The 22089-nt window shown below is 65.5% G+C and carries 32 protein-coding genes; 22 read left to right on the top strand and 10 right to left on the bottom strand.

Features of this window, described 5'->3' with window-relative positions; genetic code table 11:
* Positions 1 to 16 precede the first annotated feature (16 nt).
* The 18 genes from NX02_RS04020 to NX02_RS03940 all read left to right on the top strand — a co-directional run bounded on the left by NX02_RS04020 (position 17) and on the right by NX02_RS03940 (position 9303).
* Positions 17 to 262, top strand: a complete 246-nt coding sequence (locus NX02_RS04020; RefSeq protein WP_158013898.1) for a hypothetical protein — start codon at positions 17 to 19, stop codon at positions 260 to 262.
* Positions 252 to 575 (top strand): hypothetical protein, encoded by a 324-nt coding sequence (locus NX02_RS04015; RefSeq protein ID WP_158013897.1) that lies wholly within the window; start codon positions 252 to 254, stop codon positions 573 to 575. The genes NX02_RS04020 and NX02_RS04015 overlap by 11 nt, the downstream gene beginning before the upstream one ends.
* Before the next feature lie 8 nt (positions 576 to 583).
* On the top strand, positions 584 to 970 hold the full coding sequence (locus NX02_RS04010) for an HIRAN domain-containing protein (RefSeq protein ID WP_025290905.1): 387 nt from the start codon (positions 584 to 586) through the stop codon (positions 968 to 970).
* A 79-nt stretch (positions 971 to 1049) separates the two neighbouring features.
* A complete protein-coding gene (locus NX02_RS04005; protein WP_025290904.1) occupies positions 1050 to 1229 on the top strand; it encodes a hypothetical protein in 180 nt (59 codons plus the stop codon).
* Positions 1226 to 1633 carry a hypothetical protein gene (locus tag NX02_RS04000; RefSeq protein ID WP_025290903.1) on the top strand — a complete coding sequence of 136 codons (408 nt, stop codon included), beginning with the start codon at positions 1226 to 1228 and terminating at the stop codon, positions 1631 to 1633. The genes NX02_RS04005 and NX02_RS04000 overlap by 4 nt, the downstream gene beginning before the upstream one ends.
* Positions 1634 to 1736: 103 nt before the next feature.
* Positions 1737 to 1928, top strand: coding sequence for a hypothetical protein (locus NX02_RS03995; protein WP_025290902.1), 192 nt, complete (start codon positions 1737 to 1739; stop codon positions 1926 to 1928).
* Positions 1925 to 2257: a hypothetical protein gene (locus NX02_RS03990; RefSeq protein ID WP_025290901.1), complete on the top strand. Its 333-nt coding sequence runs from the start codon at positions 1925 to 1927 to the stop codon at positions 2255 to 2257. Before NX02_RS03995 ends, NX02_RS03990 begins: the two co-directional genes overlap by 4 nt.
* On the top strand, positions 2254 to 2577 hold the full coding sequence (locus tag NX02_RS03985) for a hypothetical protein (protein WP_025290900.1): 324 nt from the start codon (positions 2254 to 2256) through the stop codon (positions 2575 to 2577). The genes NX02_RS03990 and NX02_RS03985 overlap by 4 nt, the downstream gene beginning before the upstream one ends.
* Positions 2577 to 3059 carry a hypothetical protein gene (locus NX02_RS03980; RefSeq protein ID WP_025290899.1) on the top strand — a complete coding sequence of 161 codons (483 nt, stop codon included), beginning with the start codon at positions 2577 to 2579 and terminating at the stop codon, positions 3057 to 3059. Before NX02_RS03985 ends, NX02_RS03980 begins: the two co-directional genes overlap by 1 nt.
* A gap of 307 nt (positions 3060 to 3366) precedes the next feature.
* Positions 3367 to 3528 carry a hypothetical protein gene (locus NX02_RS32145; protein WP_158013896.1) on the top strand — a complete coding sequence of 54 codons (162 nt, stop codon included), beginning with the start codon at positions 3367 to 3369 and terminating at the stop codon, positions 3526 to 3528.
* Positions 3528 to 5549: a DNA cytosine methyltransferase gene (locus tag NX02_RS03970; RefSeq protein ID WP_025290897.1), complete on the top strand. Its 2022-nt coding sequence runs from the start codon at positions 3528 to 3530 to the stop codon at positions 5547 to 5549. The genes NX02_RS32145 and NX02_RS03970 overlap by 1 nt, the downstream gene beginning before the upstream one ends.
* The gene (locus tag NX02_RS03965; protein ID WP_025290896.1) at positions 5546 to 5872 is read left to right on the top strand and encodes a DUF5131 family protein; all 327 of its coding nucleotides are present in this window, start codon (positions 5546 to 5548) and stop codon (positions 5870 to 5872) included. Before NX02_RS03970 ends, NX02_RS03965 begins: the two co-directional genes overlap by 4 nt.
* Positions 5869 to 6366 (top strand): hypothetical protein, encoded by a 498-nt coding sequence (locus NX02_RS30570; RefSeq protein ID WP_158013895.1) that lies wholly within the window; start codon positions 5869 to 5871, stop codon positions 6364 to 6366. The genes NX02_RS03965 and NX02_RS30570 overlap by 4 nt, the downstream gene beginning before the upstream one ends.
* Positions 6366 to 6674, top strand: coding sequence for a hypothetical protein (locus NX02_RS03955; protein WP_211258241.1), 309 nt, complete (start codon positions 6366 to 6368; stop codon positions 6672 to 6674). Before NX02_RS30570 ends, NX02_RS03955 begins: the two co-directional genes overlap by 1 nt.
* Positions 6674 to 7360, top strand: coding sequence for a hypothetical protein (locus NX02_RS03950; protein ID WP_053000601.1), 687 nt, complete (start codon positions 6674 to 6676; stop codon positions 7358 to 7360). Before NX02_RS03955 ends, NX02_RS03950 begins: the two co-directional genes overlap by 1 nt.
* Positions 7361 to 7501: 141 nt before the next feature.
* On the top strand, positions 7502 to 7894 hold the full coding sequence (locus tag NX02_RS34065; protein ID WP_211258284.1) for a helix-turn-helix domain-containing protein: 393 nt from the start codon (positions 7502 to 7504) through the stop codon (positions 7892 to 7894).
* Positions 7786 to 8841, top strand: coding sequence for a tyrosine-type recombinase/integrase (locus NX02_RS03945; protein WP_025290892.1), 1056 nt, complete (start codon positions 7786 to 7788; stop codon positions 8839 to 8841). The genes NX02_RS34065 and NX02_RS03945 overlap by 109 nt, the downstream gene beginning before the upstream one ends.
* Positions 8842 to 9099: 258 nt before the next feature.
* Positions 9100 to 9303 (top strand): DUF1660 family phage protein, encoded by a 204-nt coding sequence (locus tag NX02_RS03940; protein ID WP_025290891.1) that lies wholly within the window; start codon positions 9100 to 9102, stop codon positions 9301 to 9303.
* Between the two features lie 87 nt (positions 9304 to 9390).
* Here NX02_RS03940 and NX02_RS03935 read toward each other — a convergent pair whose 3' ends face one another.
* The 5 genes from NX02_RS03935 to NX02_RS03915 are packed head-to-tail and all read right to left on the bottom strand — an operon-like array spanning position 9391 to position 10955.
* Positions 9391 to 9684 carry a hypothetical protein gene (locus NX02_RS03935; protein WP_025290890.1) on the bottom strand — a complete coding sequence of 98 codons (294 nt, stop codon included), beginning with the start codon at positions 9682 to 9684 and terminating at the stop codon, positions 9391 to 9393.
* Positions 9684 to 10121, bottom strand: coding sequence for a hypothetical protein (locus NX02_RS03930; protein WP_025290889.1), 438 nt, complete (start codon positions 10119 to 10121; stop codon positions 9684 to 9686). The genes NX02_RS03935 and NX02_RS03930 overlap by 1 nt, the downstream gene beginning before the upstream one ends.
* Positions 10118 to 10543: an N-acetylmuramoyl-L-alanine amidase gene (locus NX02_RS03925; protein ID WP_053000600.1), complete on the bottom strand. Its 426-nt coding sequence runs from the start codon at positions 10541 to 10543 to the stop codon at positions 10118 to 10120. The genes NX02_RS03930 and NX02_RS03925 overlap by 4 nt, the downstream gene beginning before the upstream one ends.
* A 2-nt stretch (positions 10544 to 10545) precedes the next feature.
* Positions 10546 to 10755, bottom strand: a complete 210-nt coding sequence (locus NX02_RS03920; RefSeq protein ID WP_025290887.1) for a hypothetical protein — start codon at positions 10753 to 10755, stop codon at positions 10546 to 10548.
* Positions 10752 to 10955 (bottom strand): hypothetical protein, encoded by a 204-nt coding sequence (locus tag NX02_RS03915; RefSeq protein ID WP_025290886.1) that lies wholly within the window; start codon positions 10953 to 10955, stop codon positions 10752 to 10754. Before NX02_RS03915 ends, NX02_RS03920 begins: the two co-directional genes overlap by 4 nt.
* A gap of 178 nt (positions 10956 to 11133) precedes the next feature.
* On the opposite strand from NX02_RS03915, the gene NX02_RS03910 reads away from it, so the two are divergent.
* Complete coding sequence (locus NX02_RS03910; protein WP_025290885.1) at positions 11134 to 12186, top strand: acyltransferase family protein; 1053 nt, start codon at positions 11134 to 11136, stop codon at positions 12184 to 12186.
* Here the strand turns inward: NX02_RS03910 and NX02_RS32140 are convergent.
* Together NX02_RS32140 and NX02_RS03905 are read right to left on the bottom strand one after the other, a co-directional pair.
* Positions 12165 to 13094, bottom strand: coding sequence for a hypothetical protein (locus tag NX02_RS32140; RefSeq protein WP_158013892.1), 930 nt, complete (start codon positions 13092 to 13094; stop codon positions 12165 to 12167). The two genes, NX02_RS03910 and NX02_RS32140, sit on opposite strands and share 22 nt — an antisense overlap.
* 2 nt (positions 13095 to 13096) lie before the next feature.
* On the bottom strand, positions 13097 to 14224 hold the full coding sequence (locus tag NX02_RS03905) for an IS5 family transposase (protein WP_025290884.1): 1128 nt from the start codon (positions 14222 to 14224) through the stop codon (positions 13097 to 13099).
* Between the two features lie 2488 nt (positions 14225 to 16712).
* Between NX02_RS03905 and NX02_RS03900 the strand changes: the two genes are divergently transcribed.
* Positions 16713 to 17222: a hypothetical protein gene (locus NX02_RS03900; protein ID WP_025290883.1), complete on the top strand. Its 510-nt coding sequence runs from the start codon at positions 16713 to 16715 to the stop codon at positions 17220 to 17222.
* Positions 17223 to 17361: 139 nt separating this feature from the next.
* Positions 17362 to 17586 carry a hypothetical protein gene (locus tag NX02_RS03895; RefSeq protein ID WP_158013891.1) on the top strand — a complete coding sequence of 75 codons (225 nt, stop codon included), beginning with the start codon at positions 17362 to 17364 and terminating at the stop codon, positions 17584 to 17586.
* A gap of 18 nt (positions 17587 to 17604) precedes the next feature.
* Here the strand turns inward: NX02_RS03895 and NX02_RS03890 are convergent, their stop codons facing one another.
* On the bottom strand, positions 17605 to 19641 hold the full coding sequence (locus NX02_RS03890) for a DUF3857 domain-containing protein (RefSeq protein ID WP_245648761.1): 2037 nt from the start codon (positions 19639 to 19641) through the stop codon (positions 17605 to 17607).
* A 393-nt stretch (positions 19642 to 20034) separates the two neighbouring features.
* Here NX02_RS03890 and NX02_RS03885 point away from each other — a divergent pair, with 393 nt between their 5' ends.
* On the top strand, positions 20035 to 20577 hold the full coding sequence (locus NX02_RS03885; protein WP_245648760.1) for a phosphatase PAP2 family protein: 543 nt from the start codon (positions 20035 to 20037) through the stop codon (positions 20575 to 20577).
* A gap of 108 nt (positions 20578 to 20685) precedes the next feature.
* Here the strand turns inward: NX02_RS03885 and NX02_RS03880 are convergent, their stop codons facing one another.
* Together NX02_RS03880 and NX02_RS03875 are read right to left on the bottom strand one after the other, a co-directional pair.
* Positions 20686 to 21405, bottom strand: a complete 720-nt coding sequence (locus NX02_RS03880) for a hypothetical protein (protein WP_162232657.1) — start codon at positions 21403 to 21405, stop codon at positions 20686 to 20688.
* Between the two features lie 8 nt (positions 21406 to 21413).
* Positions 21414 to 21983 (bottom strand): hypothetical protein, encoded by a 570-nt coding sequence (locus NX02_RS03875; RefSeq protein ID WP_047099732.1) that lies wholly within the window; start codon positions 21981 to 21983, stop codon positions 21414 to 21416.
* Between the last annotated feature and the right edge of the window lie 106 nt (positions 21984 to 22089).

The following is a 22089-nucleotide window of genomic DNA, read 5'->3' as shown; positions in this document are numbered from 1 at the left end:
GCCGCCCGAGGACGAAATGGCCGCGAAGGTGGAGCTGCTGCAGCGGCAGTTGAAATTCTCGCTCGAAGAAAGCGCGGCGGCGTACGGCGAGATCGATCAGATGATGCGGCACCTGCTCAACGCATTGGTCGCGGTCGTTCGCGAGGATCAGGAAGACCTTCTCAAACAGATGGACGACATCCGCCTGAGAATGGAGTTGCTCGATCATCATCGATATCAGCTGATCTTCAAGGCAAGGGAGGTTGCCGGCGATGCAGCTTGATCCGAGATTCCAAGAGCTGCTCGACAAGGTCAACGCGGGGATAGATGGCGGCGATCCACCGAAATTGCCACCCGTTCGGGGCGGTGGTAGTGGTGGCGATATGGAAGGTCGCATCATCAAGCTCGAGGCTCATATGGAGCACGTCCGCGAGGATCTGAAGAGCCTTGCCGATGTTCCGAAAGACCTCGCAACCCTTACGGCGCACGTCGCGCACCTGCCCAGCAAGGGCTTCATTGTCAGCGTGCTGACCACCGGCGTTGCCGTGATCGGCGGCCTTGTCCTCATGGCCGATCGCATCAAGAACCTGTTCTAGGCCAGGCCGTGCCCCGCGAGCTGAGCCTCGCCGTCGTCGGTGCGCAATACCCCAACAAGCGCGGCCCCACCCGCGCCTTCGGCATCGCCATGTGCCGCCCCGGCGACCCGATCGAGCTGCGGCCCGAGCCGAAGAACCCCGCCGACGAGCGCGCGGTGGCCGTGTTCACTGCCGACAATATCCAGATCGGCTACATCACCGCCGAGCGCGCGCCCTACATCGGCGGCATCATCAAGGCCGGGCGCGAGGTCCGCACGATCTTCCAGGCGCCGACGCAATGGGGCGCGATCGTGCGCTGCGCCTTCGATGGCGCTGCGCCACGCCTGCCGCCAGCGCCGAAGCATGCGCCGGCGGGCGATGAATGCGAGGTAGATCAGCGCCCGCCTGATTGGTGAATTATGCCTGTCAGCATTTTTATGGCTTGATGATATTCCTATAAGCATATATTGAGCATCTCCGAAGGGAGATTGCTCCATGTCCAGCAGCTACAACCGCACGGGATGGCGCGAGCCGCCCGCCCAGCGCCGGCTTATCCAGCCGGCCGATCCGATCGCAGCGCGGCATGACCGGCTGACCGCGCGCCTCTGCTACGCTCTGGCGGCGTTCGCGCTGCTTTATTTCGTGGGGCAGATGCTCCGGGCGGTGCTGTCGTGAGCGCGCCGGACAACCCGAGCGCGTTCCCGGAAGTGCCGGGCGACTGCAACGCCTATGAAGGCCGGCCGGGCATGACGCTGCGCGATTGGTTTGCCGGTCAGGCGTTGGCCGGGCGGATGAATCTTATCAGCTTCCCGGCAGACCCCGTCGATCTGCTCCGGACCTCGAAGAACCTCTATGAAGTGGCCGACGCCATGCTCGCGGCGCGCGAGGAAGCCGTGCCCGCGGCGCAATGGAAAGACTGGGGAGGCGGCGCATGTCCCCTCGGCCATGTCTACGTTGAGGTGCGCTATCGCGACGGCATCACCGCCCGCGGCGATGCCTGCGAGTTCGATCCCGCCGCTTGGCGTCATGAGACCGGCAAGTTCGATATCGTCGCGTATCGGAAGGTGCAGGTGTCATGAGCATCGCCGACATCCTAACCACCGCCGGCATCCTGATCGGCCTGTTCGTCGTCACCCTCATCCTCGCCCAGGGCGTGACCGCGCTGATCGCCGGAGGCCGCCGGTGAAGGCGACCAACACAGAGATCCGCGAGTTCGCGCGCCGGCACGGCGCCGAGCGGCTGGTCCGCCCCACCGGCTACGGCATGTTCGAGGTCGGGCACGGCGGGCGCAGTCTCTATCTGCCCTACGCCACCCGCGCCGCAGCCGAGGAAGACGCCCGCCGCTGGGTCCGCAGCATCGAGCGCGCGCTATGATGCGCGTCACCGCCCCGTCGAAGATCGGCCACTGGGACGGCGTCATACCGCCGGGCGACCGCTTCACGCGAAACCAGCGCGTCTCGGCGGTGCGGTTCGGCTACGACATCGACAGCTTCGAGACGATGACGGTGATGCGCCGCGGCACCGCGCGCGAGTTCTGGATCCCGATCGGCGGCGAATACCCGATGGTCGAGGCCAGCTGCGCGATCATCGAGCGCCGCCCCGGCAACCGCGTCTTCGTCCTCACCCCGGGCGGCTTCCGCATCGTCGTCAACGCCGACGGCTCGCTGCTCACCGATCCCTCGCGAAAGAAGAGGAAGCCATGACCGACCTGCTCCGACAGGCGCCCGCGCCGGGCGCCAGCGCGCGCGACACCTCCCGCGCCGCCGCCGCCGACATCGCGCCGCGGGCGAAGATCTTCCGCGATCGCGCGCTCGCGGCACTGGAAGCGAGCAACGGCCTGACCGCCGATGAGGTGGCCGGCAAGGTCGGGCTGCCCGTCCTGTCGATCCGGCCTCGCATCACCGAGCTCTTCGCACTCGGCCTGATCCGCGACACGCACGAACGCCGCGCCAACGCGAGCGGCCGCAAGGCCATCGTGTGGGCTGCGATCCAGCCCGCCGGCCAGAAGAGGGCGCGCGCGTGATGGGTGGGATCAGGCTCCCCCGCTGGGCGGAACGCACCATGTCGCGCCGCGTGCCCGACCTCGTCATCGGTGAGGCTGAGCGGCCTTACCTGCGGCGCTGGTGGATCATCCCGCGCAACCGCTTCTTCAACCTCTACCTGCATGACGTGCTCCGGTCGGATGACGATCGCGCGCTGCACGACCACCCCTGGTGGAACGTCTCGGTCGTGCTGGCCGGGCGCTACATCGAACACACCATCGCCGCCGGCGGTATCGAGCACCGTGCCGAGCGCGCGGCAGGCTCCTTCGTCTTCCGCCGCGCCCGCCAGGCGCACCGCCTCGAGGTGCTGCCGGGCGAGCGTGCGGTCACCCTGTTCATCACCGGCCCGCGCCTGCGCGAATGGGGCTTCCACTGCACGAAAGCCGGCTGGGTGCACTGGCAGGACTTCACCGCCGGCGACAACGGTGAGCTGGTCGGTCGCGGATGCGGGGAGGACGCCTGATGCCCGAAATGCCAGGAAAATCCATTGGCGCCCGGGCCGCGGCGCCGACCTGCGCCACCTGCCAGCACTGCGTCACGCTGCTCGCACGCAGGCTGCACGATGGCATGCCCGCACGCAACTGCCTCCGGCGCTCGCGGCGCTCTGTGGTTCATGGGGTTACGGGCGATGCCCGCACCGCAGAGTTCGAGCGGTCCCGCATCTGGCGCTGGTTCGGCGCGGACACCTGCGGGCCGGAGGGTCGGTACTGGAAGCAGGGCCAGCCCGCGCAGCCGCCTGGCACGCAGCCGAGCGCGAAAGAGGCGATGTAATGCAGCGCGCCACCCTCGCCCTGCGCGTCGCGCGCACGCTCGTCGACCGCGCCCGCAAGCCCTCGCGCGCCGAGCGCATCATCGGCGGCATGCTCACCGCCTGCTCCATCGCCGACGTGACGGCGACGGCGTTCACCGACGCATTCAAGGGAGGGCGCTGATGGCCTTCGATCCCGCATGGCTCTTCATCGACGGCTTCGCCGGCGGCGGTGGCGCATCCACCGGCATCGCCCAGGCCATCGGGCGTGAGGTCGATATCGCGATCAACCATGATCCGATCGCCATCGCGATCCACGCCGCCAACCCCCCGGGCACCGAGCATCACTGCAACGACATCCGCGCAGTGTGGCCGCTCGCGGCGACGCGTCACCGGCCGGTCGGCGGCGCCTGGTTTTCCCCCGACTGCAAGGAACACAGCAAGGCGAAGGGCGGCCCGGTCAAGGATCGCCACATCCGCCACCTCGCATGGGAGGTGGTCAACTGGCTGAAGGACACCCGCCCGCTCGTCGGCTTCGTCGAGAATGTGGAGGAGTTCCAGCAGTGGGGCCCGCTCGATCCCGAGACCGGCCACATCATCAAGGAGATGCGTGGAGCCGAGTTCCGCCGCTGGGTGAAGACCATCAAGCGGCTGGGCTATCGCATCGACTGGCGCGAGCTGCGGGCCTGCGACTATGGCGCGCCGACCAGCCGGAAGCGGCTCTACATCATCATGCGTTGCGACGGCGCACCGGTGACGTGGCCGGCGCGCACGCACGGCAACCCGGCGAACGACAACGACGCGCGGGAGATCGCGGCCGGGCGGCTGCAGCCGTGGCGCACCGCGGCCGAATGCATCGACTGGTCGATCAGGTGCCCGTCGATCTTCGAGCGGATTCGCGAGCTGAAGGACGCGACCAAGCGGCGGATCGCGCATGGCGTCATGCGCTACGTCGTCAATGCGGCGCGGCCGTTCATCGTCGGCACGGCCTTCGCGAACACGCGAGCCAGCCGCGTCTTTGATCCTGATGAGCCCCTGCGCACCAGCACGACGCAACCGGAATATGGCGTGGTCGACGGCACCATCATCCCCGTCACCCATGGCGGAGACCTGCGCGCGCACGACGTGGCCGAGCCGCTCCGCACGATCACCACCGCCAACGGCGGAGAGTTCGCGCTCTCGCAGGTGCAGCTCGCCCCGCACATCACCAAGTTCCACACCGGCTCGGTCGGCTCAGACATGGGCGCGCCGCTGCCGACGGTGACCAGCAACGGCGATAGCGCGCGGGATGCCGGCGCGACGCCGCTGGGCATAGTTGCCGCCGCCATGGCCCCGCTGCAGAACGGAGAACGCCGGCCGGGCGAGAAGCCGCGCGAGCAGGACCTCGCCGCACCGCTCTCGACGATCGCGACCGGCGGCAAGCATTCGGTCGTCGAGACCCAGCTGGTCGCCGCACATCTCGATCGCCAGTTTGGCAACTCGGTCGGTGCTGCCGCCGACCAGCCCGCGCCGGCGACCACTGCCGGCGGCGGCGGGAAGACCGCGGCGGTTACCGCGTTCCTGTCCAGCTACAACGGCAGCGATAAGCGCGGCGCTGCGGGCGACCCGCTGCAGCCGCTGCCCACTATCCGCACCGGCGGCGGCAAAGGCGGCGGACATCGCGCCGTGGTCGCTGCGCACGTCGAGCAGGCGAACACCGGCATGGTCGGGCACGACGCGCGAAAGCCACTCAGCACGATCGTTGGCAAGGGCTGCACGCAGCGCATTGTCGAGACCACGCTGATCGAAGAGGGCGCACTGCCGCCCGAGTTGATGACGAAGGCCGTCCGCGTCGCGGCGTTCATAATCAAATACTATGGCAGCGAGACAGGCGCGCACCGCGTCGACGAGCCCCTCGCCACCGTCACGACGCGCGAGCGCTTCGCCGTCGTCACGGTGACGATCGACGCGGTCACCTATGTCATCGTCGACATCGGCCTGCGCATGCTGACGCCGCGCGAATTGGCCCGGGCGCAGGGTTTTCCCGACAGCTACGTGCTCGATCCCGTCGTGCCGCGCATGATCCGCGGCAAGCTCGTCCATGCCCCGCTGCCCAAGGCCGCGCAGATCCGCGCCATCGGCAACAGCGTCTGCCCGGACGTAGCCCGCGCACTGGTCGCGGCGAACCGGCCGCGCTTCCCCGATACCGTGGGGCTCGCAGCATGATCCGCCGCATCACCACCCGGGCCGACGCGCGGCCGAACCATCCCGATTGGCAGCGTGCGACGCGCGACTTCTGCGCGGCGAACGGCATCGCCTATTTCTTCAAGCAGTGGGGCAACTGGAAGCCGGTCTACGACCGCGACGCCGAGGATCCGGACTGGCGCCGGTGCGGCGAGGTCGAGCGCGCCACGCCGAATGGTCAGTGGCTCAACCTCGCGGGCGGTCAGGGCTTCCACGGGGAGCGGGTCGTTCGCGTCTCGCCGGTCGACAAGAAGGTTGCCGGCCGCCTGCTGGACGGGGTCGAGCACAACGGGGTGCCGGCATGAACATCGCCGTCCCTTGGAACGCCAGCTGGTCGTCGGAAGAGCACTACGAAATCCGGCCTTGCCGTTGGGTTGGAATGCGCCGGGCGATGTGGATGCCACACACGCCCGGGGTCGGCCGCCCGATCTTTGCCAAGCCGCATCAGGTGCGCCAGCGCCGCTCAATCGCGGAGATGCGCTGCACCGTCTGCGGTGAGAAGGCGCCCGAAGGGGATCGCTGGTGGTTCCAACTCGGCGAGGTCCGCGAAGGCTGGTTCATGACGACTGAGGCGCCGGTGCACCGCCGATGCGCAGACTTCGCGCTCACGGTCTGCCCGCACCTTCGAGGTCAGGAGGATCGCCTCGAGCCGATGCCGGGCGGTTTCAGTATCCTGTCTTCGTTGATCGGCGGCCCCGCCGTCGAGCGGGATTTCGGTTTCACCATTCGGCCGGGCGAACGCGTCATCGGCGCGCTCAAGATCGCATGGAAAGAGAAGTTCATGAGGAGGGCCGTTTGATGCGCAAGCCAATTCAGCTTCCTATGCAGGATCAGAACGGTCAGCCCGCAGGCTCTATGTTCATGATGCCTGCGCGCGAGGGAGCGTGCGAGACCTGCGCCACCGCGCATGAGCCGCACCTTCCGCACAACGCGCAGAGCATCTTTTACAGCATCCGCTTCCAGGCGGAACACGGCCGGGCACCGACGTGGATCGATGCCATGGCGCACTGTTCCGACGAGATGCGCGCGCTGTGGACGAAGGCCCTGACGGATCGCGGCGTTGACGTCGCCGGCGGCAAGATCGTGGCTGCGCGGGAATCGAACTGATGGATCGCCCCATCATCTTCTCCGCGCCGATGGTGCGCGCGCTGCTGGCCGGGCGCAAGACGCAGACGCGGCGGGTGATCAACCCTCAGCCGATATGGGAGCCGGAGGTTGTCGCCGGCCCGACCTTCGGCGCGGGCTGGAGCTGGGGCGGCTATGCCCGCTGGGCCGACCCTGTTCGGTTCGGCGCGGAAATCGCCAAGGATCAGCGCTTCTCTGTTGGTGACCGCCTCTACGTCCGCGAGCATTGGCGGAGCACGCCCGCCTATGACGATCTCGCGCCAAGCGAAATGGGCGGCGACGAGCCGGTGCTCTACATCGCCGACGATGCGACGATGAACTGGGGCGAAGCCGACGGCGACCGCCGCGGTCGGCACCGGCAGGGCAGGCACATGCCGCGCTGGGCGTCGCGCCTCACGCTGATCGTCGAGGATGTCCGGTGCCAGCCGCTGCAGGCGATCAGCCGCGGCGATGCCATCGCCGAAGGTCTGACGCTCGCGTCCAAAGCGATCGAGGAGTTCTGGCGCTGGCCCGAGCCGCACCACGAACACCTGTGGCTCTCGCCCCCGGCAGCCTACCGCCATCTCTGGAACAGCCTGCACGGCGCCGGCGCCTGGGATGCCAACCCGTGGGTGGCAGTGGTCGAATTTAACGTAGTGAAGGGAAACATAGATGACCGCGAGGGCTGAACTTTCGGGCAGCCGCTTCGGGCGCTGGACTGCGATCTCTTATGCGGGAAATCGCCGCTGGCATTGCCGCTGCGACTGCGGAACGGAGAAGTCAGTCGAGACCGGGTCTCTCACGCGCGGTGCTTCGCTCGGATGCATTAAATGCCATCCGGCGCTTGGAAAGAACCGCACACATGGCGGGAAGCGGACGCGCCTCTACAATATCTGGCGCGCCATGATCACCGCAGCACTGGAGGAATAACCGTGGGAGAGGCGATGCTCCTTACCGAAGACGAAGCTGCTGAGCGGCTCCGGCTCTGCTCGCGCACGCTGCGCAAGGAGCGCCATGCCGGCCGCCTGCCATACGTCTTGATCGGTCGTGCCGTGAGGTACACGATTTCCGATCTCGAATCCTTCATCGAACGCGCCCGTCAGGATCAGCCAGCATGTCCGTCTACCGGTCCAAAAACTCGCCGTATTGGCAATACGACTTCGTCATCAAAGGTCGTCGCTTTTACGGCTCGACAGGCAAGGCCAAAAAATCAGAGGCCTTGATTGTCGAAGCCCAGGAGCGGGCGAAGGCGAAAGAGCCGCCGAACAAGCGCGAGCCGATCACCGTAGATGACGCGGCCGGGCTATATCAGGACCACGCCGAGACGCAGCCAAGCTGGCCGACAACCCGATATATGCTGAACGATATGGTGAAGGGACTGGGCAAGAGCCGGTTTCTGTCGGAGGTCTCTCAAATCGACATCCAGCGCTATTTCGCCAAGCGGCGCAGCACCAGATCGAACGCGACGATCAATCGTGAGGTCGAGGTTTGCAGGGCAATGTGGCGTCGCGCCGCCAAGGCTCGCTTCGATGTTGGCGAAATGCCGGACTGGCGTGCGCTGATGCTCCGCGTACCGAAGAAGGCGCCGCGGGAACTGTCGCTTGAGGAAGAGCCGAGGCTGTTCGCCGAGATCCGGGCCGATCTTGTTGATGTGTGCGACTTCGCTTTGAAATCCGGCTGGCGGCGTAGCGAGGTGCTGGGCCTTCGCTGGGCAGATTGCGATTTCACCACGATGCAAGCGACGACCAGGATCAAGGGTGGCGATGTCGTGCGTCGGCCGCTTACCGCGACGCTCATCGCGATCATCAAGAACCAGCCCAAGGCCGGCGCATTCGTATTCACCTATGTCTGCCAGAAGTCGCGCGAGAAGCGGCGCAAAGGCGAGCGCTACCCAATGACCGCGACCGCCATACGCGGCGTGTGGGCGGCCGCCAAGGCAGCGGCGGCGATCGAGGGGTTTCGCTTTCACGACTTGCGCCACACGCGGGGCACTCGCATCGTCCGCGCCACCGGCTCGCTGGCCGCGGCTCAGAAGGCCCTCCAGCATACCAATATCAAGACGACGCTCCGGTACGCCCACGTGCTGGATGAGGATGTCAGAAACGCGCTGGATGAGTCGGAATCCCGGAATATTCCCGAAATTCCCAGCAGCGAACGCAAGAAAGCCTAGGATATGTGCGGCTCACAGCACCATAGCGCGTCACCGTGTAAACGAGATGCTCTACCAACTGAGCTAAGCGCCCGCGCTGCGGGAGCGCGGCTATGCGCCGCGAGGCTGCGGCGGTCAAGCGATCGGAGCAGGCCGGGCGCGCCGGAACCATTGGATAAACGTCGATCAAGAGTGTCAACTTTTCACCTGACACGTCATCCGCCCTCGGATTAGGTCGCAACACACCACACGATAAGGGTGCTGGCCCGGGGGGACAGTATGGGCATCATGTGCAAGCTGCGCGGGCATAAGCCCGATCGAGGCGGCGCACGCCATGACGGCGAAGACTATTGGACGATATGCAAGCGCTGCGGCACGCCGCTGATCCGTGCGATCGATGGCTGGCGCGAGCCGAGCGTCGACGAGAAACGGGCCCATGCGCGACAGGCGGAGGCGCGCGGCAAGGGGGATGCCGCGGCCTGAGCCGCGACCCCCCCCTTGTTCCAGGCAGGCTTTGTTCCAGGCAAGCGTTGTTCCAGGCCAGCCCCACCCGGGCGATGCGAATCGCGATCAGCGGCCTCCCGTACACAGCATCAGCGCGGCATCGGCGCGTTCGCCATAGCCGCCGGGCCCCGCCCATTCGGCAAGCCGCGCGCCGAGAAGCGCGGCCAGCGCAGCCGCATCCGCGAGCAGCGGCCGGTCGAGCGGCGCCGGACGCGGCGGTGGCGTGACCGGGCAAGGCCGCTGAACCTCCCGCACGACCTCCACCGTGCGCACCGCGACCGCGGGCGGCGGCGTGGAAGAACAGCCGGCGAGCAGCGACAGGCCGGCGAGCGCCGCGGTGCGGTTCATCAGGCGCCGCATCACAGCCCCTCCAGCGCGTCGATCAGCGCCTTCGATACCGCGCAACCGGGCAGCGCCGGCTGCGCGGCGAGCGCCCGCAGGCGCGCGACCTGCGCCGCGGTGCCCTGCCAGCGCGCATCGGCCGCGACATCCGCGGCTGCAGCTGCAGCACGCGCCGCCGCAAGCGCGTCCGCTCGCGCATGGCTTTGCGCATTGCTCTCGGCGAGCGCCGCCTCGAGCGTGGCGACGGACGCGCGCGAGACGGCATGGCCGGCGCGTTCGGCGGCCAGCGCAGCGTCGCGATCCGCCGCGACGCCCTGCCACCGCCGCGCCTCGCCGCGCGCCAGCAGCAGCGCCAGCGCCAGCGCGGCGACGAGGGTGCCGGCGAGCACCCACGGCCAGTGCCGAACGGCGAGCGTGGCCGCGGCGCGCGCGGCGGCAAGCACCGCGCCGGTCACAGCGCGCTCGCCACGTCGAAACTGGGGCAGGCCTTGGCGACGCCCGGCCAGTCGCGATGTCCACGGACGCCGATGTCGGGGTAGCGCGCGCGATACTCGGCGACGAGGCGGCGCAGCGCCTCCCGCTGCGCCGGGGTGCGCGTATCCTTGGGCACGCCGCGCCGGTCGACGCCGCCGACATAGCATATGCCGATATTGCCGGTGTTGCGCCCGCCGACATGCGCGCCGCGGCGATCGTCGGCCAGCGTGCGCACCGCGCTGCCGTCCAGCTCGACGACGATGTGGTAGCTGACCTGGCCGAACTTCGCGACATCCCATTGGGAAATGGTCGCGGCCTTGACGTCACGCCCCTCGGGCGTGGCCGCGCAGTGGATCGTGAGATGGTTGATGCGATCGGGGTTCATATAGGCGGGGGTCGCCATGGTCAGACACTCCTTTCATCGAGCGGCCAGAACGGCGCGAGGCCGATCAGCACGCGTTCCTCATCGGTGAGCGGCAGCTCGTCCGCCGGCGGCACGGCGCGATCGGGTGGCGAATGGCAGGGCATGCAGCGCGCCGCAGAGGCGCAGGCGTCACGCAACGCATGCGCCGCGCCGGTGACCGCGCGGATCGCGGCAAGCGCCTCCGCGGTCACCGGCCGATCCGCTGTTCGAGATGCTGGATGGTGACGGTGAGCGCGGAGAGCGCCGCCGCGAGCGCGCGATCGCTCTCGGTCCGCTCCCGCTCCACCGCCGCCCGCCGCTCATCGGCATGCGTTTCGCGCCAGACGAGATAGCCGATCACCAGCCCGAGCGGACCGAACTGGCCGAACAGGGTCCAGATATCAGAGGTCAAGGATGATCTCCTTTTTTGGAGTGCTGCGTTGCACAGACGCAAGTGCCAACGGCGGCGGCGGGCGAGCCGCCGTGCGTGGCAGGCTATTGAGAGCGCTGGTCAAGCAAGATAGTGGAGCGCTATAAGGGATCGCTGCACCGCAACATCAATCGGGCAGTTGACGTGCGACGGGGGCAATATGCTGAGGACGATACAGGCTGGCCGGGGGCTAGCAGCCCTTGCCGTTGTGATGTTTCACCTGTCGATCGCCATGGGAGACCCTCGGTATGGGGGCACCCCCGTGTTTCGAGACATCACATGGCGCGGCAACCTCGGGGTCGACTTCTTTTTCGTCCTTTCAGGCTTCATCATGATGCTCATCCACGAACGGGACATTGGCGAACCCAGCCGCTGGAGAAACTTTGCGTACGCCCGATTCTCACGCCTCTATCCCATATATTGGCTTTATTCCGCAGTATTTTGCCTACTCGTGGCCTTCGGATTCGGAACAGTAACCCAGCTTCCTAGCAGCTTATGGGACTGGGTTTCGACGATATTCTTAGTCCGCCTGTCAGACGTAACAGCACCTCTTGCCGTAGCATGGACCTTATTTCACGAAATTGCCTTTTATGGCGTATTCTCGATTTTAATCCTGAACAAGCGCGCCGGCCTTCTTGTATTCTTTGCATGGATGTTGACGACGGCCATCACCTTTAACTATCCACCTACCGACAGCCCGAGCCCCATCCAGACCTATTTGGCTGCTTTTAATCTCGACTTCATGATCGGGATTGCGTCTTGCCTAGTTATGCAGAGGACCAGCACAGTAGTTTGCAACGCATGCTTCTGGATCGGCTCAGCGCTTCTGGTACTTACCATCGGCTACGAGTATGGCATCGATAGGCTCCATTGGAGCGGCATCGCTTACGGCTTAGCATTCGGCGGCATCATTGCTGGCATGGCCGCGTGGGAACGGCGCCGAGGAGGCGTAAAAATTCCACTAGCAGAGCAACTGGGGGATGCCTCTTACACGACGTACCTTATTCATGTGCCCGTCATCGGCGTATGCCTCAAACTAGTCGCTAAGTTCCACTTTGGAGATGCAATTCCGGGCGAGGCAATTTACATTGGTACGATGCTGGCCGTCGTTTGTTCGACCTACGCTGTACACAAAATTGTGGAACGCCCGCTGCAAAGGTGGATGAAACACATCAGTAAGAAAAACCACCATCAAGCCGCCGCCACGGTATAAACGGCGTCCGAAAGCCTCATCGGACTGCCAATACCATTATTGATAATCCGTTGATCGCCATCATACAGCCAGTAATTGCGAGCCACCTCGTTCCCGTCCGGATTAGCGGTGCCGTAAGCGAAAGGGCCGCCCTTTCCGATTCGAACTCGCAGATGCGATGGCCATGCGCCGACCGCCTTCGCAACCGTCACGCGGCGGCGTCCCGATATATAAGCACGGCCCACATTGCTCGAATTTGAAAAGCCAACATATGACCATGCGGCGCCACCATCAAGCGAGACTTCAACACCACCGACATCTCTGTACTCACCAGAAGTCCAGGTACTTCCTCGACGATTCCGGATTGGTCGATTTAACGGTGTAACGATGTCGAAATGAAATGATGTGTTTCCAACGTCAAATTTTATCGATGATGGATCGACGTGCATCTCCTCGTAATTAAACGCCCGCATTCCCTGAGCGAAACCAACGCCTAATGTGATGCCAAACGCGATGTTACCATCGATCGTGTTGGGCGGATGATACGTGTCTTGCAACTCGAACGGCTGCTCCTGCCCGGCAATCGCAAAGGCCGAATTGTCGTCAACCCATGATCGTATTGACTGACGAGCAACGCCGGACAGCCCATCACCGTCATACGTGAAATTTCCATCAACATCCTCACGGACACCAGGATAGACGACCACAGTCGTTCCCGCCTGCGCAAACCCATCTTCAAAAACCCAATGCTCCTTGGCATTCGGCCCTGAACCCTTCACCGCGGCATCTAGCAGGGCGCGGAAAAACCCTCCTTGAGGCGCGGTGATCGCCGGGCTCGAAGGGTTTATCAGGCAACGGTTGTTGGGGAAGTCGGCATCTGGTGGCAATCGTTGGCTGCCAGAACCCGCCGTGTGGCGGATTCCTCGCATAGCTACGCCCTCGCCATCAGTTTTGGCAGACGAACCAGATTGTACGCCGCAGCGGTCAGCGTGAAGTTCCATCCTACGCGGTCCTGCCCTCGATGCCGGGTCTTGCGCAGGTTTCCGCTGGTCTTGGCCCAGCCAAAGACCTCTTCGATCCGTTTCCTGATCCGCATCGAAACGGCGTAGCCAGGGTGCCGGGTGGTGCGTCTATCGATAGCGGATCGCCTGTTGGCATTGTTCTGGGCGACGTGCGGGGTAACGCCAATGTCGCGTAAGGCGGCGACGAATCCGGCTGTATCGTAGGCTTTGTCCGCCGCCAGCGTGATGCGATGGCGCCCTTTCATGCGGGAAAGCATGGTCAGCGCGGCCTCCCGTTCGGCCGTGCCCGTGGCGTGAGTGAGCGTCGCATCGACGACGAGGCCATGCCGGTTCTCCATCAGGACGTGGGCCATGTGGCACAGCCTCGCGGCTTGGCCGCGTGCCTTCTTGAACAGGCGGGCGTCAGGATCGGTGGTGGAGGCGTGGGTGGCGTTGGTTCGCTTCTCGCCATGGAAATCGCGTTCGGCGTTCCGCCCCTTGGCCTTTGCCTGTCCGCTCTGACCGGTGCCCGAAGCGCTGTCGTCGTCGTCACCGCCCGAAGCCTCGCCGTCCTTGGGCTTGAAGCTCTTCATGCTGGCCCACGCTTCGATCAGGGTGCCATCCACCGAGAAGTGGTCGTCTGACAGGAGCGCCTGCACACGAGACTGCCCTACGATCGCGGACAGGAACCTGGCGGCGATGTCCCCGGCCAGCAGCCTCTCCCGGTTCTTGGTGAAGACCGTCACATCCCAGATCGGCGCATCCATCGCCAGGCCGACGAACCAGCGGAAAAGCAGGTTATAATCCATCTGCTCCATGAGCTGGCGTTCCGAGCGGATCATATAGAAAACCTGCAGGAGCAATGCGCGCAGCAACTTCTCAGGCGGGATCGATGGCCGGCCAATGCGCGAATACATCGCATCGAAATCAGCGGACATCACCTCGAGAGCTTCGTCGACGATCGCGCGGATTGCCTGAAGTGGATGGTTCGCCGGGACCCGGGCTTCGCAGCTCACGTAGGAAAACAGCCCTTCGCTCCGGTGATCGCCGCCGCGCATCTCAAATCCTTCAACCTCAGCCGAAGGCGTATGAATCACCTCAAGCGGCTCAACGAAAGCGCCTTTTCCGCAGCCTGCTAGAGAAACCGACGCGACATCCGGCGATCGAATGGCCGTAAACCAAGGCAGAAGCATCGTACTCATCTGACCAGCGCCCCACTGAAACGCTGCAATCGTATCTTGCCAAGATCGCGACCCTTCAGAATCGTCAATCCATTGCTGCATAGATGAATTCGGCACACCGTCGGTGATCCACATTTGTGCACCACCGTACAGTTGCGCCGCCTGCTCGACCGCCGCCACAAATCCGTCCCCAACGACATAGCCAGGGAGAATTCGATTCAGAATTTGGCCCCGAGTCCCAGACACGGTCGCGGTCGCGGTCGCGGTCTGACATAGGCTGACCGCCACCTTTCCGCTGTAGGAATGAGCAAGAGAAACACCGGAAAAGAGGTTCGCCAGCTGAGACTGACCAAACACGCCGGCAACCCCACCAAAACTGACCCAAGCGCCATCGAGATAGGTCGATTCGGCGTTATCCTTCAGCCTCCAAATAACCTGACACCACTCCAGAGTGACCGGAACATTTACGGATACGGTTACCTCGCTCACACCATCAGACACACCGGCGACATCGCTCCAACCAACATGCTCTCGATTACTTTTTGTCACTACACGCATCTGAAGAATATTTGGTCCATGACTATGAATCACAACATTTCGGCGGTAAACGGCCGCCGACGTGGAAGGCCGTGCAGCATATACCTGACCGTCGCTATCTTTATCCGGACGAACTCCGCCGGGCGGCACAATGTGGCCACCTCTATAAACATCACCGACGACGATCGCGGGCACGCTCATATCTGCGACCACAGATGAAAGCTTTCCCAAGCTTGCGTCCGTGCCATTGAGATCGCGATACCATCGCATGTTGCTGCCACCGAAGCGGCTGATCGGATCAGCGCCCAAGCAAATCGCAGAAAAATCGCCGTCATCAACTGCCCTTGACACATACCCGATCCTCCGGATGGAACCGGGCCAATATCCCGTTGATATCACCGGCGTCGGCGCCACTGCACTCGAACTATGGCTACCAATGGACACAACGCCGCCATTAAAATTGGAGAGACCTGCGACATCCGTCATCGCGACTAGTGCCCCTTGATAGATAACCGCTGTTTCCACATCTATTACACTTAATCGCCATGACATACCAATTCGAACTGCATATATTATTGCGCGTCGAAAACTTCTCAGAATAGCCGGCGTTCGAATGATCTGGGTCGTTTGACGACATAGAAACTCGAATACACCGCGCAAATTTGGATCACTGATATAGGCATATCCATAAAAGCGGCAGCCAATATTATTTCCCCCGGTGAAACCATTTCCGAATAATTGAAAGATACGGGCGGACAACATTCTTTCCCGGGGAATTTCGATCTCTGCCCACCAGCAGCCATCCGCACCAAACCAATTTCCGAAATTGGCCGTAGATTGCTGCACAAATCCAAATGCTCCGTCGTATTGAGCATTGTGATCATGGAATTTGATCGACGCCGACGCCGTTGGTATCTGCAACCCTGTCAAAGCTGCACTTACAAGGGCCGCGTTGGACGAAGCTATCACCGCTTGCTCCGCAGCATAGGCGGCAATTTGCGGCGTCGCTTTAATTAGGCTTCCCGCTGCACCAAGAGCAAGATCATCAGCAACAATCTGCACATCCCCAATCTGTCCCCCAACCGCATCGACATTGCCGATGCTCCCCGCCACGGCAGCAATCGCTCTGGCGCCTTCCAGATCCTCCGCCACAACGCCGATCGGCGCGATGTTGGCGGCGATCAGGTCGATCGCGCCGGATGCCGCGGCGAGGTTTTCGAGTGCGGCGGGTGCCACGTGGGCCGCGTAGGGGCGGCCTTCGGCATCGAAGCCGAGCAGGCTTTGCGCGCGGTCGGCCTCGCCGGGCAGGGGCGCCGCGGTTTCGCCGATCGGCACCTGCAGCGCGCGGCTCACCTCGGCCTGCAGCTTCAGGTCGCGCAGCGCGGCGCGGTCGTTGGCCTCGTTCACCGGGCCGGCGAGCCAGCGCGAGCCGTTCTCGAACGCGATGCGCTGGGTGAAATCGGGCGTGGAGACGATGAACAGGCTCAGCCCCGCCGCGGGGGCGACCGCGAAATGCACGGTGCCGCCGGCGTCATCCGCCAGCGTCACCGCATAAGCGTCGGGGACGAGTTCGCTCTCGGTGCCATCGGCGTCGCGCGCCAGCACGCGGATCTCCGCGGCGGACGCCGCCTGGAACGCGAAGGGGAAGTCGGTGGTCACGCCGTTGGTGGCGAGGGGTCCGGTAAAGCTGGCCTCGGTCTCGACGGGCATGCGGCACTCCAGTCTGGAAGATTGACGCGCTGCCTAGGATCCGGCGTGGACGGCGTGAATCGGGGGCGGTGCGGCGCCGGCGATTCATGTCCGATGCCGATGCCGCCATGGCGGCGCCATGTGTGCACCAGCCCTCGCCATCGCCGCCGCCGCCGCTTCCGCTTCCGCTTCCGCCATCGGAACCGGCATGTCCGCCGTTCAGGCCCGCGCCCAGGCGCGCTATCAGGCCCGCATCGCCGATCGCAATGCCCGGCTGGAGGGTGAAGCCGCCGCCTCCGCGCTCGACGCCACCCGCCAGCAGGCGCTGGCCGCCTATCGGGACAAGGCCGCCGTGCAGGGCCGGCAGCGCGCGGCAATGGCGGCCAACGGCATCGACGCCGGCTTCGGTTCCGCCGCGGACATGATCGCCGACGGCGACATGCTGGCCAGCGAGGATATCGGCCGCATCTATGCGCAGGGCCTCAACAGCGTGCGCGGGTTCGACATCAACGCCACCAACCAGCGTGCCGAGGCCAAGGCACGGCGCTCCGCCGGAGACGGCGCGCTGGTGAGCGGACTGTTCTCCGCCGCCTCCACCGCGCTCAGCGGCGCATCCTCCTTCTCGAAGCTGAAGGCGCAGGGTTACTGACCACGCGACACCGGCGCGATCCCGCTATTGCCCAACGACAGGAATGGCTTGCCTTGGCCGGCGCGATCGACGCATGATCGCGCCGGCGCCGCGGCGCGGGGCATGGTTGCGGTATCTTGATCGACTGGAGGGGGTTGTTTTGGGACTTGGCTGTCTGGTCAGTGGCCACAAGCCGGATCGGCCGCGCGCCCAATATGACGGCCACACCTTCTGGAGCTGGTGCACGCGTTGCCAGACGCGCCTGATCCGCACCAGCCAGGGCTGGCGCCGCCCCACCGCGGACGAGCTCGCCGACCATCGCCTGCGCGCGGCGCTGCGATCACACCACGAGGCGCAGGCGCGGCTCAGCGAACGCGGCACCTGAAGCGCGCAGCCACCTTTTCTATTTCATCAATTCTGCCGGCAGGCAGGGCACTGTGTCCGCCGTCCAGTCGATCTCATAGGTCGCCGGCACCCGCGCCCCACCCTGATCGGTGATGTCGCTTGCCCCGTTGGGGTCGTAGGTGATCCACGCCATGCTGTTGTCGAAGCGGGGAATGCGGCCATTGTCGCGCCGCGCGCTCGCCGCATCCACTTCCTTCTGCTCGACGCGGTCGCCGCGGATCATGCGAAGGGCACCATCGCGCACATCGAATGCGCGATAATAGGCCCTGCCGAACATCATCGTATCGATGTTATCCTTGTGGGACCATTGGCCCGGCCGCGTCGTCGAGGGAAGGCGGACGGTGGTGACGTAACAGCCGAACTTCGGCTTGTTATAATAGGGCAGATCCTGATTCTGCTCCGCGGCACGCACACGCTTTTCGGGCGGGCTGAAGCCGCCGCCGGGCAGCACCAGAGACTTCACGCCATCGCCACCATCCTCCCAATCGACCGCGCCGGTGCCGATGATGGTCAGCACACCCGCCTGCGCCTTCTCGTCGTAGCGCCACTGGACATCCTCGATCGTCTGCCAGGTGTCTCCGATCGCCTGCTGGCGGAATCCGCCGAGCAGTTGCGCCGGCGTCAGCGCGGAGAACTGGACTTCCTGCTGCAGGCCCTCGATCCCCCGCTTGATCGTGGTGCTCGTGATCCGCGCCGGCTTGTCGAAGCCCGCGCGCGCGTCGATCTCGAACAGATTGACCTCGTCCGGCCGCGCAGCGGGCTTCCAATCCAGCCGTTCGATCGCCGCACCCTGCGCCGTCAACGGCAGCACCCATTGATAGGGCAGCATGGGCGCCTCGTCCGGCGGCACGACCGCGGGCAGCGTGCCATCGAGCCAATAGCTCTTGCCCGCCACCTGCGCGCGCACCAGGACATGATCGAACAGCCGCGGGCTCGGCAGACGCGCATCGAAGCCATCGTCACCGCCGCCGTTGTTGACCAGCACCGCCTGCGCCTCGATGCCCAGTTCGCGCAGCAGCGCCAGCAGCAGCGCGGTCTTGCCCTTGCAGTCGCCATAGCGGCGTTGCCACGTCTCCTCGGCGGTCGCCGGCGTGAGGTTGCCGCCGTTCAGCCCGACATAGACGTAGCGGACATCCTGCTGCACCAGCTTCAGCGCCGCGCGCGCGCGGTCGGTCGGCTGCGGGTGCGCCGCGGCGATGCGCGCGGCCTCTTGCCTGAGCGGCGAACCGGCATCGAGCCGCGACGCCGCGGCATAGAGCGGCGCGAACCGGCGCGATATGCCCGCCCAGTCGGCAAAGCTGCTATACTCCACGATCCGCTGCCACGCGTAGCGCGGCGGCGCATCCTTGGGCGGCACCAGCGCGGGCGGATTGTCGAATCGATAGTCGATCGCCTGCGCACCCTGCTGCGCGGCCGCCTTCATATCCGGGCTCATCTGCACGATGGGCTTTGCCCCCTCTTCCCAGCTCAGGCGCAGATGGTAGCGTCCGGGCGCCGGCTCGGGGCCGAGCAGCAGCAGCCCCGCATCATCCTTGCCCAGCGTGGGATCGCTCGATCGGATCGTCGCGCCGAACTCCACCTCATCGCCCACGCGCAGATCGGGGATGCGCAGCACCGCGGTGAGGACGCCATCGAGCATCGCCGCCTCGAGCTGGTCCTCGCGGCGCAGAATCTCGAACGATGCCTTCTGCAGCACGTCGATCGTCTCGCCTTCACGGTGAATCCGGATCATGTGGACCACCGGCGCGCCGGCCGCGGGATTCCAGGCGAGCGAGACGTTGCCGAGCTGCAGCGCGCTGGCGTGCAGAATCTTGACGCGATAGCCGGTGTAAACCGCCTCCCCCCGGCCATCGAGGCGGACCTCGGTTTCGTGGCGGCGGATGAACACCGCGCCGGCGGCATCCGCCGGCACCGGCATCGGTTCGGCGGTCACCACCCAGGCGGGCACCGGCCCGCGCTGCACCTCGCCATTTTCCGCATGAGCCGCCCCACCGGCGATCAGACCCGCCAGGCACATTGAAATCGCAAGACGCACATCATCCCCCTTGGTCGTCGCCATAATGTCTGCGGTGCGGGGATAAGCAAGATGGTGATTGCCGATACTATCCTTGCTTGCGATCCCGAACCGATAAAGCGAGAATTCTGCACCGGCGCTGCACGCATCGCCCACCGCGGGCGGGAATGATCTTTTTCCGATCGTCGGCGATGCACATCGGGTCGATATGCCGCGACGGCGCATGCGGGGCGGCATTGCGCCCTTTTATGGCATGCGACAAGAGAGTGGCGGACAGGACCGTTCCGGCACATGGATTGTCCGCAGGGGATGCGTCGAATGTTGAATGATCGGCCGGATGCGAAGCACGGCGCAGACCTGCGCATCGACGCGGCGCAGGGGTGGGCGACAGGACGACCCCGCCGGAGGACGAGGATGATGCGACGGCCCGTTCTGGCGCTGGCCTGCGCGGCCGGTGCCGCCTGGAGCGCACCTGCCCTGGCGGACGAGAAGGATTGGGACAAGGCCAGCGACATTGCGCGCAACGCCCTGGTCGCGGCCGCGCTCGGCGCGCCGCTGGTGCAGGGCGATGGCGATGGCGCGCTGCAGGCGGCAGGCAGCATCGCCGCGGCGAGCCTGATCACCCATGGGCTGAAAGAGGCCTTCCCCGAACGGCGGCCGGACGGCAGCGATCGCAAGAGCTTTCCCTCGGGGCATAGCTCCGTCGCGTTCGCGAGCGCCGCGACGCTGCACAACCGCCACGGCTGGCAGGCAGGCATTCCCGCGCAGATCGCCGCCGCCTTCGTCGGCTTCGCGCGGGTGAAGGCGGACAAGCATCATTGGTATGACGTGGCGGTGGGCGCCGCGATCGGCGAGGCGACCGGTTTCCTCATCACCGCCCGCCGCAATGCGCAGGTGCAGGTGGTGCCGTGGGGCGACAGCAAGGGCGGCGGGGTGACGGTGGCGGCGCGGTTCTGAGCCGCGGGCGGACGGCGACGATCGCCTGCAGGGTCAGCGCGCGGCGTCATGCAAATCGCGGTGGCGCGTCCGGAATGCCACCGCGCGGCGCCTATCCCGCCGACATCATCATGGCTTTTCTTGTCGCTCGCACCGGTCGACATCGATCGCCGTATCGTGCCGGGTGAGAAAGCGCACGAACGCCGCATCATCGGCAAAGCCCGCGGCGGGATGCCCCGGCAGGCTCGCCCTGGTGCAGTCATAGGCGCGCGATTGCTGATCCTCGATGCGGATCAGCAGGAACCTGCCGCGGCGGCCGAGTTGCCCTTCGATGCCGTCGACCTGGACGATGTCGGTGCGGCGCGATCCGCGCTGCTTGCGCACGCCCAGCCAGCCGCCAAGCACCTCCAGCCCCACATTGCCGGGAAAGGACCGGAAGTCGCCGGCCGAAACGCTGAGCGAGGTGCCGTCATCCCAATCCATCAGGGTGATGGAGAGATCGAGCCCCATCGACTTCAGATAGCGTTCGAAGCTGTGGACATCGTCGCCGTCGCCCTGCGTGCGATAGCCGCTTTCATGCCGGAACCATCGCATGCCGGCCTCATGGTCGGGATGACCGCGCGGAACGGCATAGTGGAACCAGGGCGGATCCTCGAAGGGCAGCGAGCCTTCCGGCGGCGTATCGCCGCGCAGCGCATCACGCGGCCGCGTGGCCGTGGCGGTGGCGGTGGCGGTGGCGCGCGTGGCAGTGGAATCGGCCGGATCCGGCACGGCCACCGGATCCGCCGCACCGCACGCCGCGAGCAGCAGCGCCGGCAGCAGGATCGTCGCACGCACCGCACGAGGCATGGCGCGGCTCATCCGACGAACCGGATAGCGCAACTGCCGCGCAGCCATGGGTCTGGCGCGTCGGGATCATTGCCTGCGAAGCGCAGCACATAGGTGCCGGGCCGATCGAACAGCGGCCGCACGCTTCCCTCCCACCGCCGATCCTCCAACTGGCCGCTAGCGATTCGATAGATCCGCCGATGCCCGCCGACGCGCCGGATCGCGAACGGACCCGTCCGCCACGCCTCGGCGGGATCGGGATCGGTCGACCGATGTTCGAGATCGCTGCCGAGCAGCACCAGCCGCCCATCCGGCGCCTCCACGCCCAGCATGCCGAGCCCGCGATCGTCGATCGTCACATCGATCACCCCGCCCCGGCGCAGCGCGCCCCGCGGACAACCCGGCCGAACATCGCCGGACCCGCGCGGGGCATGCGCGGCGGAGCGCGGTTCGAGGCCACCACCCTCCCCCGCACTCGCCGCAGTCGGCGGTGACCGCCCGGTGCGATCCGTCAGGATCAGCAACGCCAATGCGAGATTCACGCCGAGCAGCACGAAGATCGCCAGCGCCCACCAGGGCCGTGTGAGCAACCACGCCATCGCTGACCGCATGGAGATCATGCGGCGCGCCGGGCGTGAACGCAGCCATGATCAGCGGTCGCTTGGCTCTTTGTTCCAGCTCGCATTGCATCCCCATCACCCACGG

It is taken from the genome of Sphingomonas sanxanigenens DSM 19645 = NX02 (assembly GCF_000512205.2).
Taxonomy (GTDB): Bacteria; Pseudomonadota; Alphaproteobacteria; order Sphingomonadales; family Sphingomonadaceae; genus Sphingomonas_D; species Sphingomonas_D sanxanigenens.
This window is presented reverse-complemented; position numbering and strand designations above follow the sequence as displayed.

Excerpts from the sequence above, each read along its gene's own strand:
- NX02_RS04020 (WP_158013898.1), top strand. The coding sequence starts at position 17 with ATGGCCGCGAAGGTGGAGCTGCTGCAGCGGCAGTTGAAATTCTCGCTC.
- NX02_RS04015 (WP_158013897.1), top strand. The coding sequence starts at position 252 with ATGCAGCTTGATCCGAGATTCCAAGAGCTGCTCGACAAGGTCAACGCG.
- NX02_RS04005 (WP_025290904.1), top strand. The coding sequence starts at position 1,050 with ATGTCCAGCAGCTACAACCGCACGGGATGGCGCGAGCCGCCCGCCCAG.
- NX02_RS03990 (WP_025290901.1), top strand. The coding sequence starts at position 1,925 with ATGATGCGCGTCACCGCCCCGTCGAAGATCGGCCACTGGGACGGCGTC.
- NX02_RS03985 (WP_025290900.1), top strand. The coding sequence starts at position 2,254 with ATGACCGACCTGCTCCGACAGGCGCCCGCGCCGGGCGCCAGCGCGCGC.
- NX02_RS03980 (WP_025290899.1), top strand. The coding sequence starts at position 2,577 with ATGGGTGGGATCAGGCTCCCCCGCTGGGCGGAACGCACCATGTCGCGC.
- NX02_RS32145 (WP_158013896.1), top strand. The coding sequence starts at position 3,367 with ATGCAGCGCGCCACCCTCGCCCTGCGCGTCGCGCGCACGCTCGTCGAC.
- NX02_RS03970 (WP_025290897.1), top strand. The coding sequence starts at position 3,528 with ATGGCCTTCGATCCCGCATGGCTCTTCATCGACGGCTTCGCCGGCGGC.
- NX02_RS03965 (WP_025290896.1), top strand. The coding sequence starts at position 5,546 with ATGATCCGCCGCATCACCACCCGGGCCGACGCGCGGCCGAACCATCCC.
- NX02_RS30570 (WP_158013895.1), top strand. The coding sequence starts at position 5,869 with ATGAACATCGCCGTCCCTTGGAACGCCAGCTGGTCGTCGGAAGAGCAC.
- NX02_RS03955 (WP_211258241.1), top strand. The coding sequence starts at position 6,366 with ATGCGCAAGCCAATTCAGCTTCCTATGCAGGATCAGAACGGTCAGCCC.
- NX02_RS03950 (WP_053000601.1), top strand. The coding sequence starts at position 6,674 with ATGGATCGCCCCATCATCTTCTCCGCGCCGATGGTGCGCGCGCTGCTG.
- NX02_RS34065 (WP_211258284.1), top strand. The coding sequence starts at position 7,502 with ATGCCATCCGGCGCTTGGAAAGAACCGCACACATGGCGGGAAGCGGAC.
- NX02_RS03945 (WP_025290892.1), top strand. The coding sequence starts at position 7,786 with ATGTCCGTCTACCGGTCCAAAAACTCGCCGTATTGGCAATACGACTTC.
- NX02_RS03940 (WP_025290891.1), top strand. The coding sequence starts at position 9,100 with ATGGGCATCATGTGCAAGCTGCGCGGGCATAAGCCCGATCGAGGCGGC.
- NX02_RS03935 (WP_025290890.1), bottom strand. The coding sequence starts at position 9,684 with ATGCGGCGCCTGATGAACCGCACCGCGGCGCTCGCCGGCCTGTCGCTG.
- NX02_RS03925 (WP_053000600.1), bottom strand. The coding sequence starts at position 10,543 with ATGGCGACCCCCGCCTATATGAACCCCGATCGCATCAACCATCTCACG.
- NX02_RS03910 (WP_025290885.1), top strand. The coding sequence starts at position 11,134 with ATGCTGAGGACGATACAGGCTGGCCGGGGGCTAGCAGCCCTTGCCGTT.
- NX02_RS32140 (WP_158013892.1), bottom strand. The coding sequence starts at position 13,094 with ATGCGAGGAATCCGCCACACGGCGGGTTCTGGCAGCCAACGATTGCCA.
- NX02_RS03905 (WP_025290884.1), bottom strand. The coding sequence starts at position 14,224 with ATGCGCGGCGGCGATCACCGGAGCGAAGGGCTGTTTTCCTACGTGAGC.
- NX02_RS03900 (WP_025290883.1), top strand. The coding sequence starts at position 16,713 with ATGTGTGCACCAGCCCTCGCCATCGCCGCCGCCGCCGCTTCCGCTTCC.
- NX02_RS03885 (WP_245648760.1), top strand. The coding sequence starts at position 20,035 with ATGATGCGACGGCCCGTTCTGGCGCTGGCCTGCGCGGCCGGTGCCGCC.
- NX02_RS03880 (WP_162232657.1), bottom strand. The coding sequence starts at position 21,405 with ATGCCTCGTGCGGTGCGTGCGACGATCCTGCTGCCGGCGCTGCTGCTC.
- NX02_RS03875 (WP_047099732.1), bottom strand. The coding sequence starts at position 21,983 with ATGGCGTGGTTGCTCACACGGCCCTGGTGGGCGCTGGCGATCTTCGTG.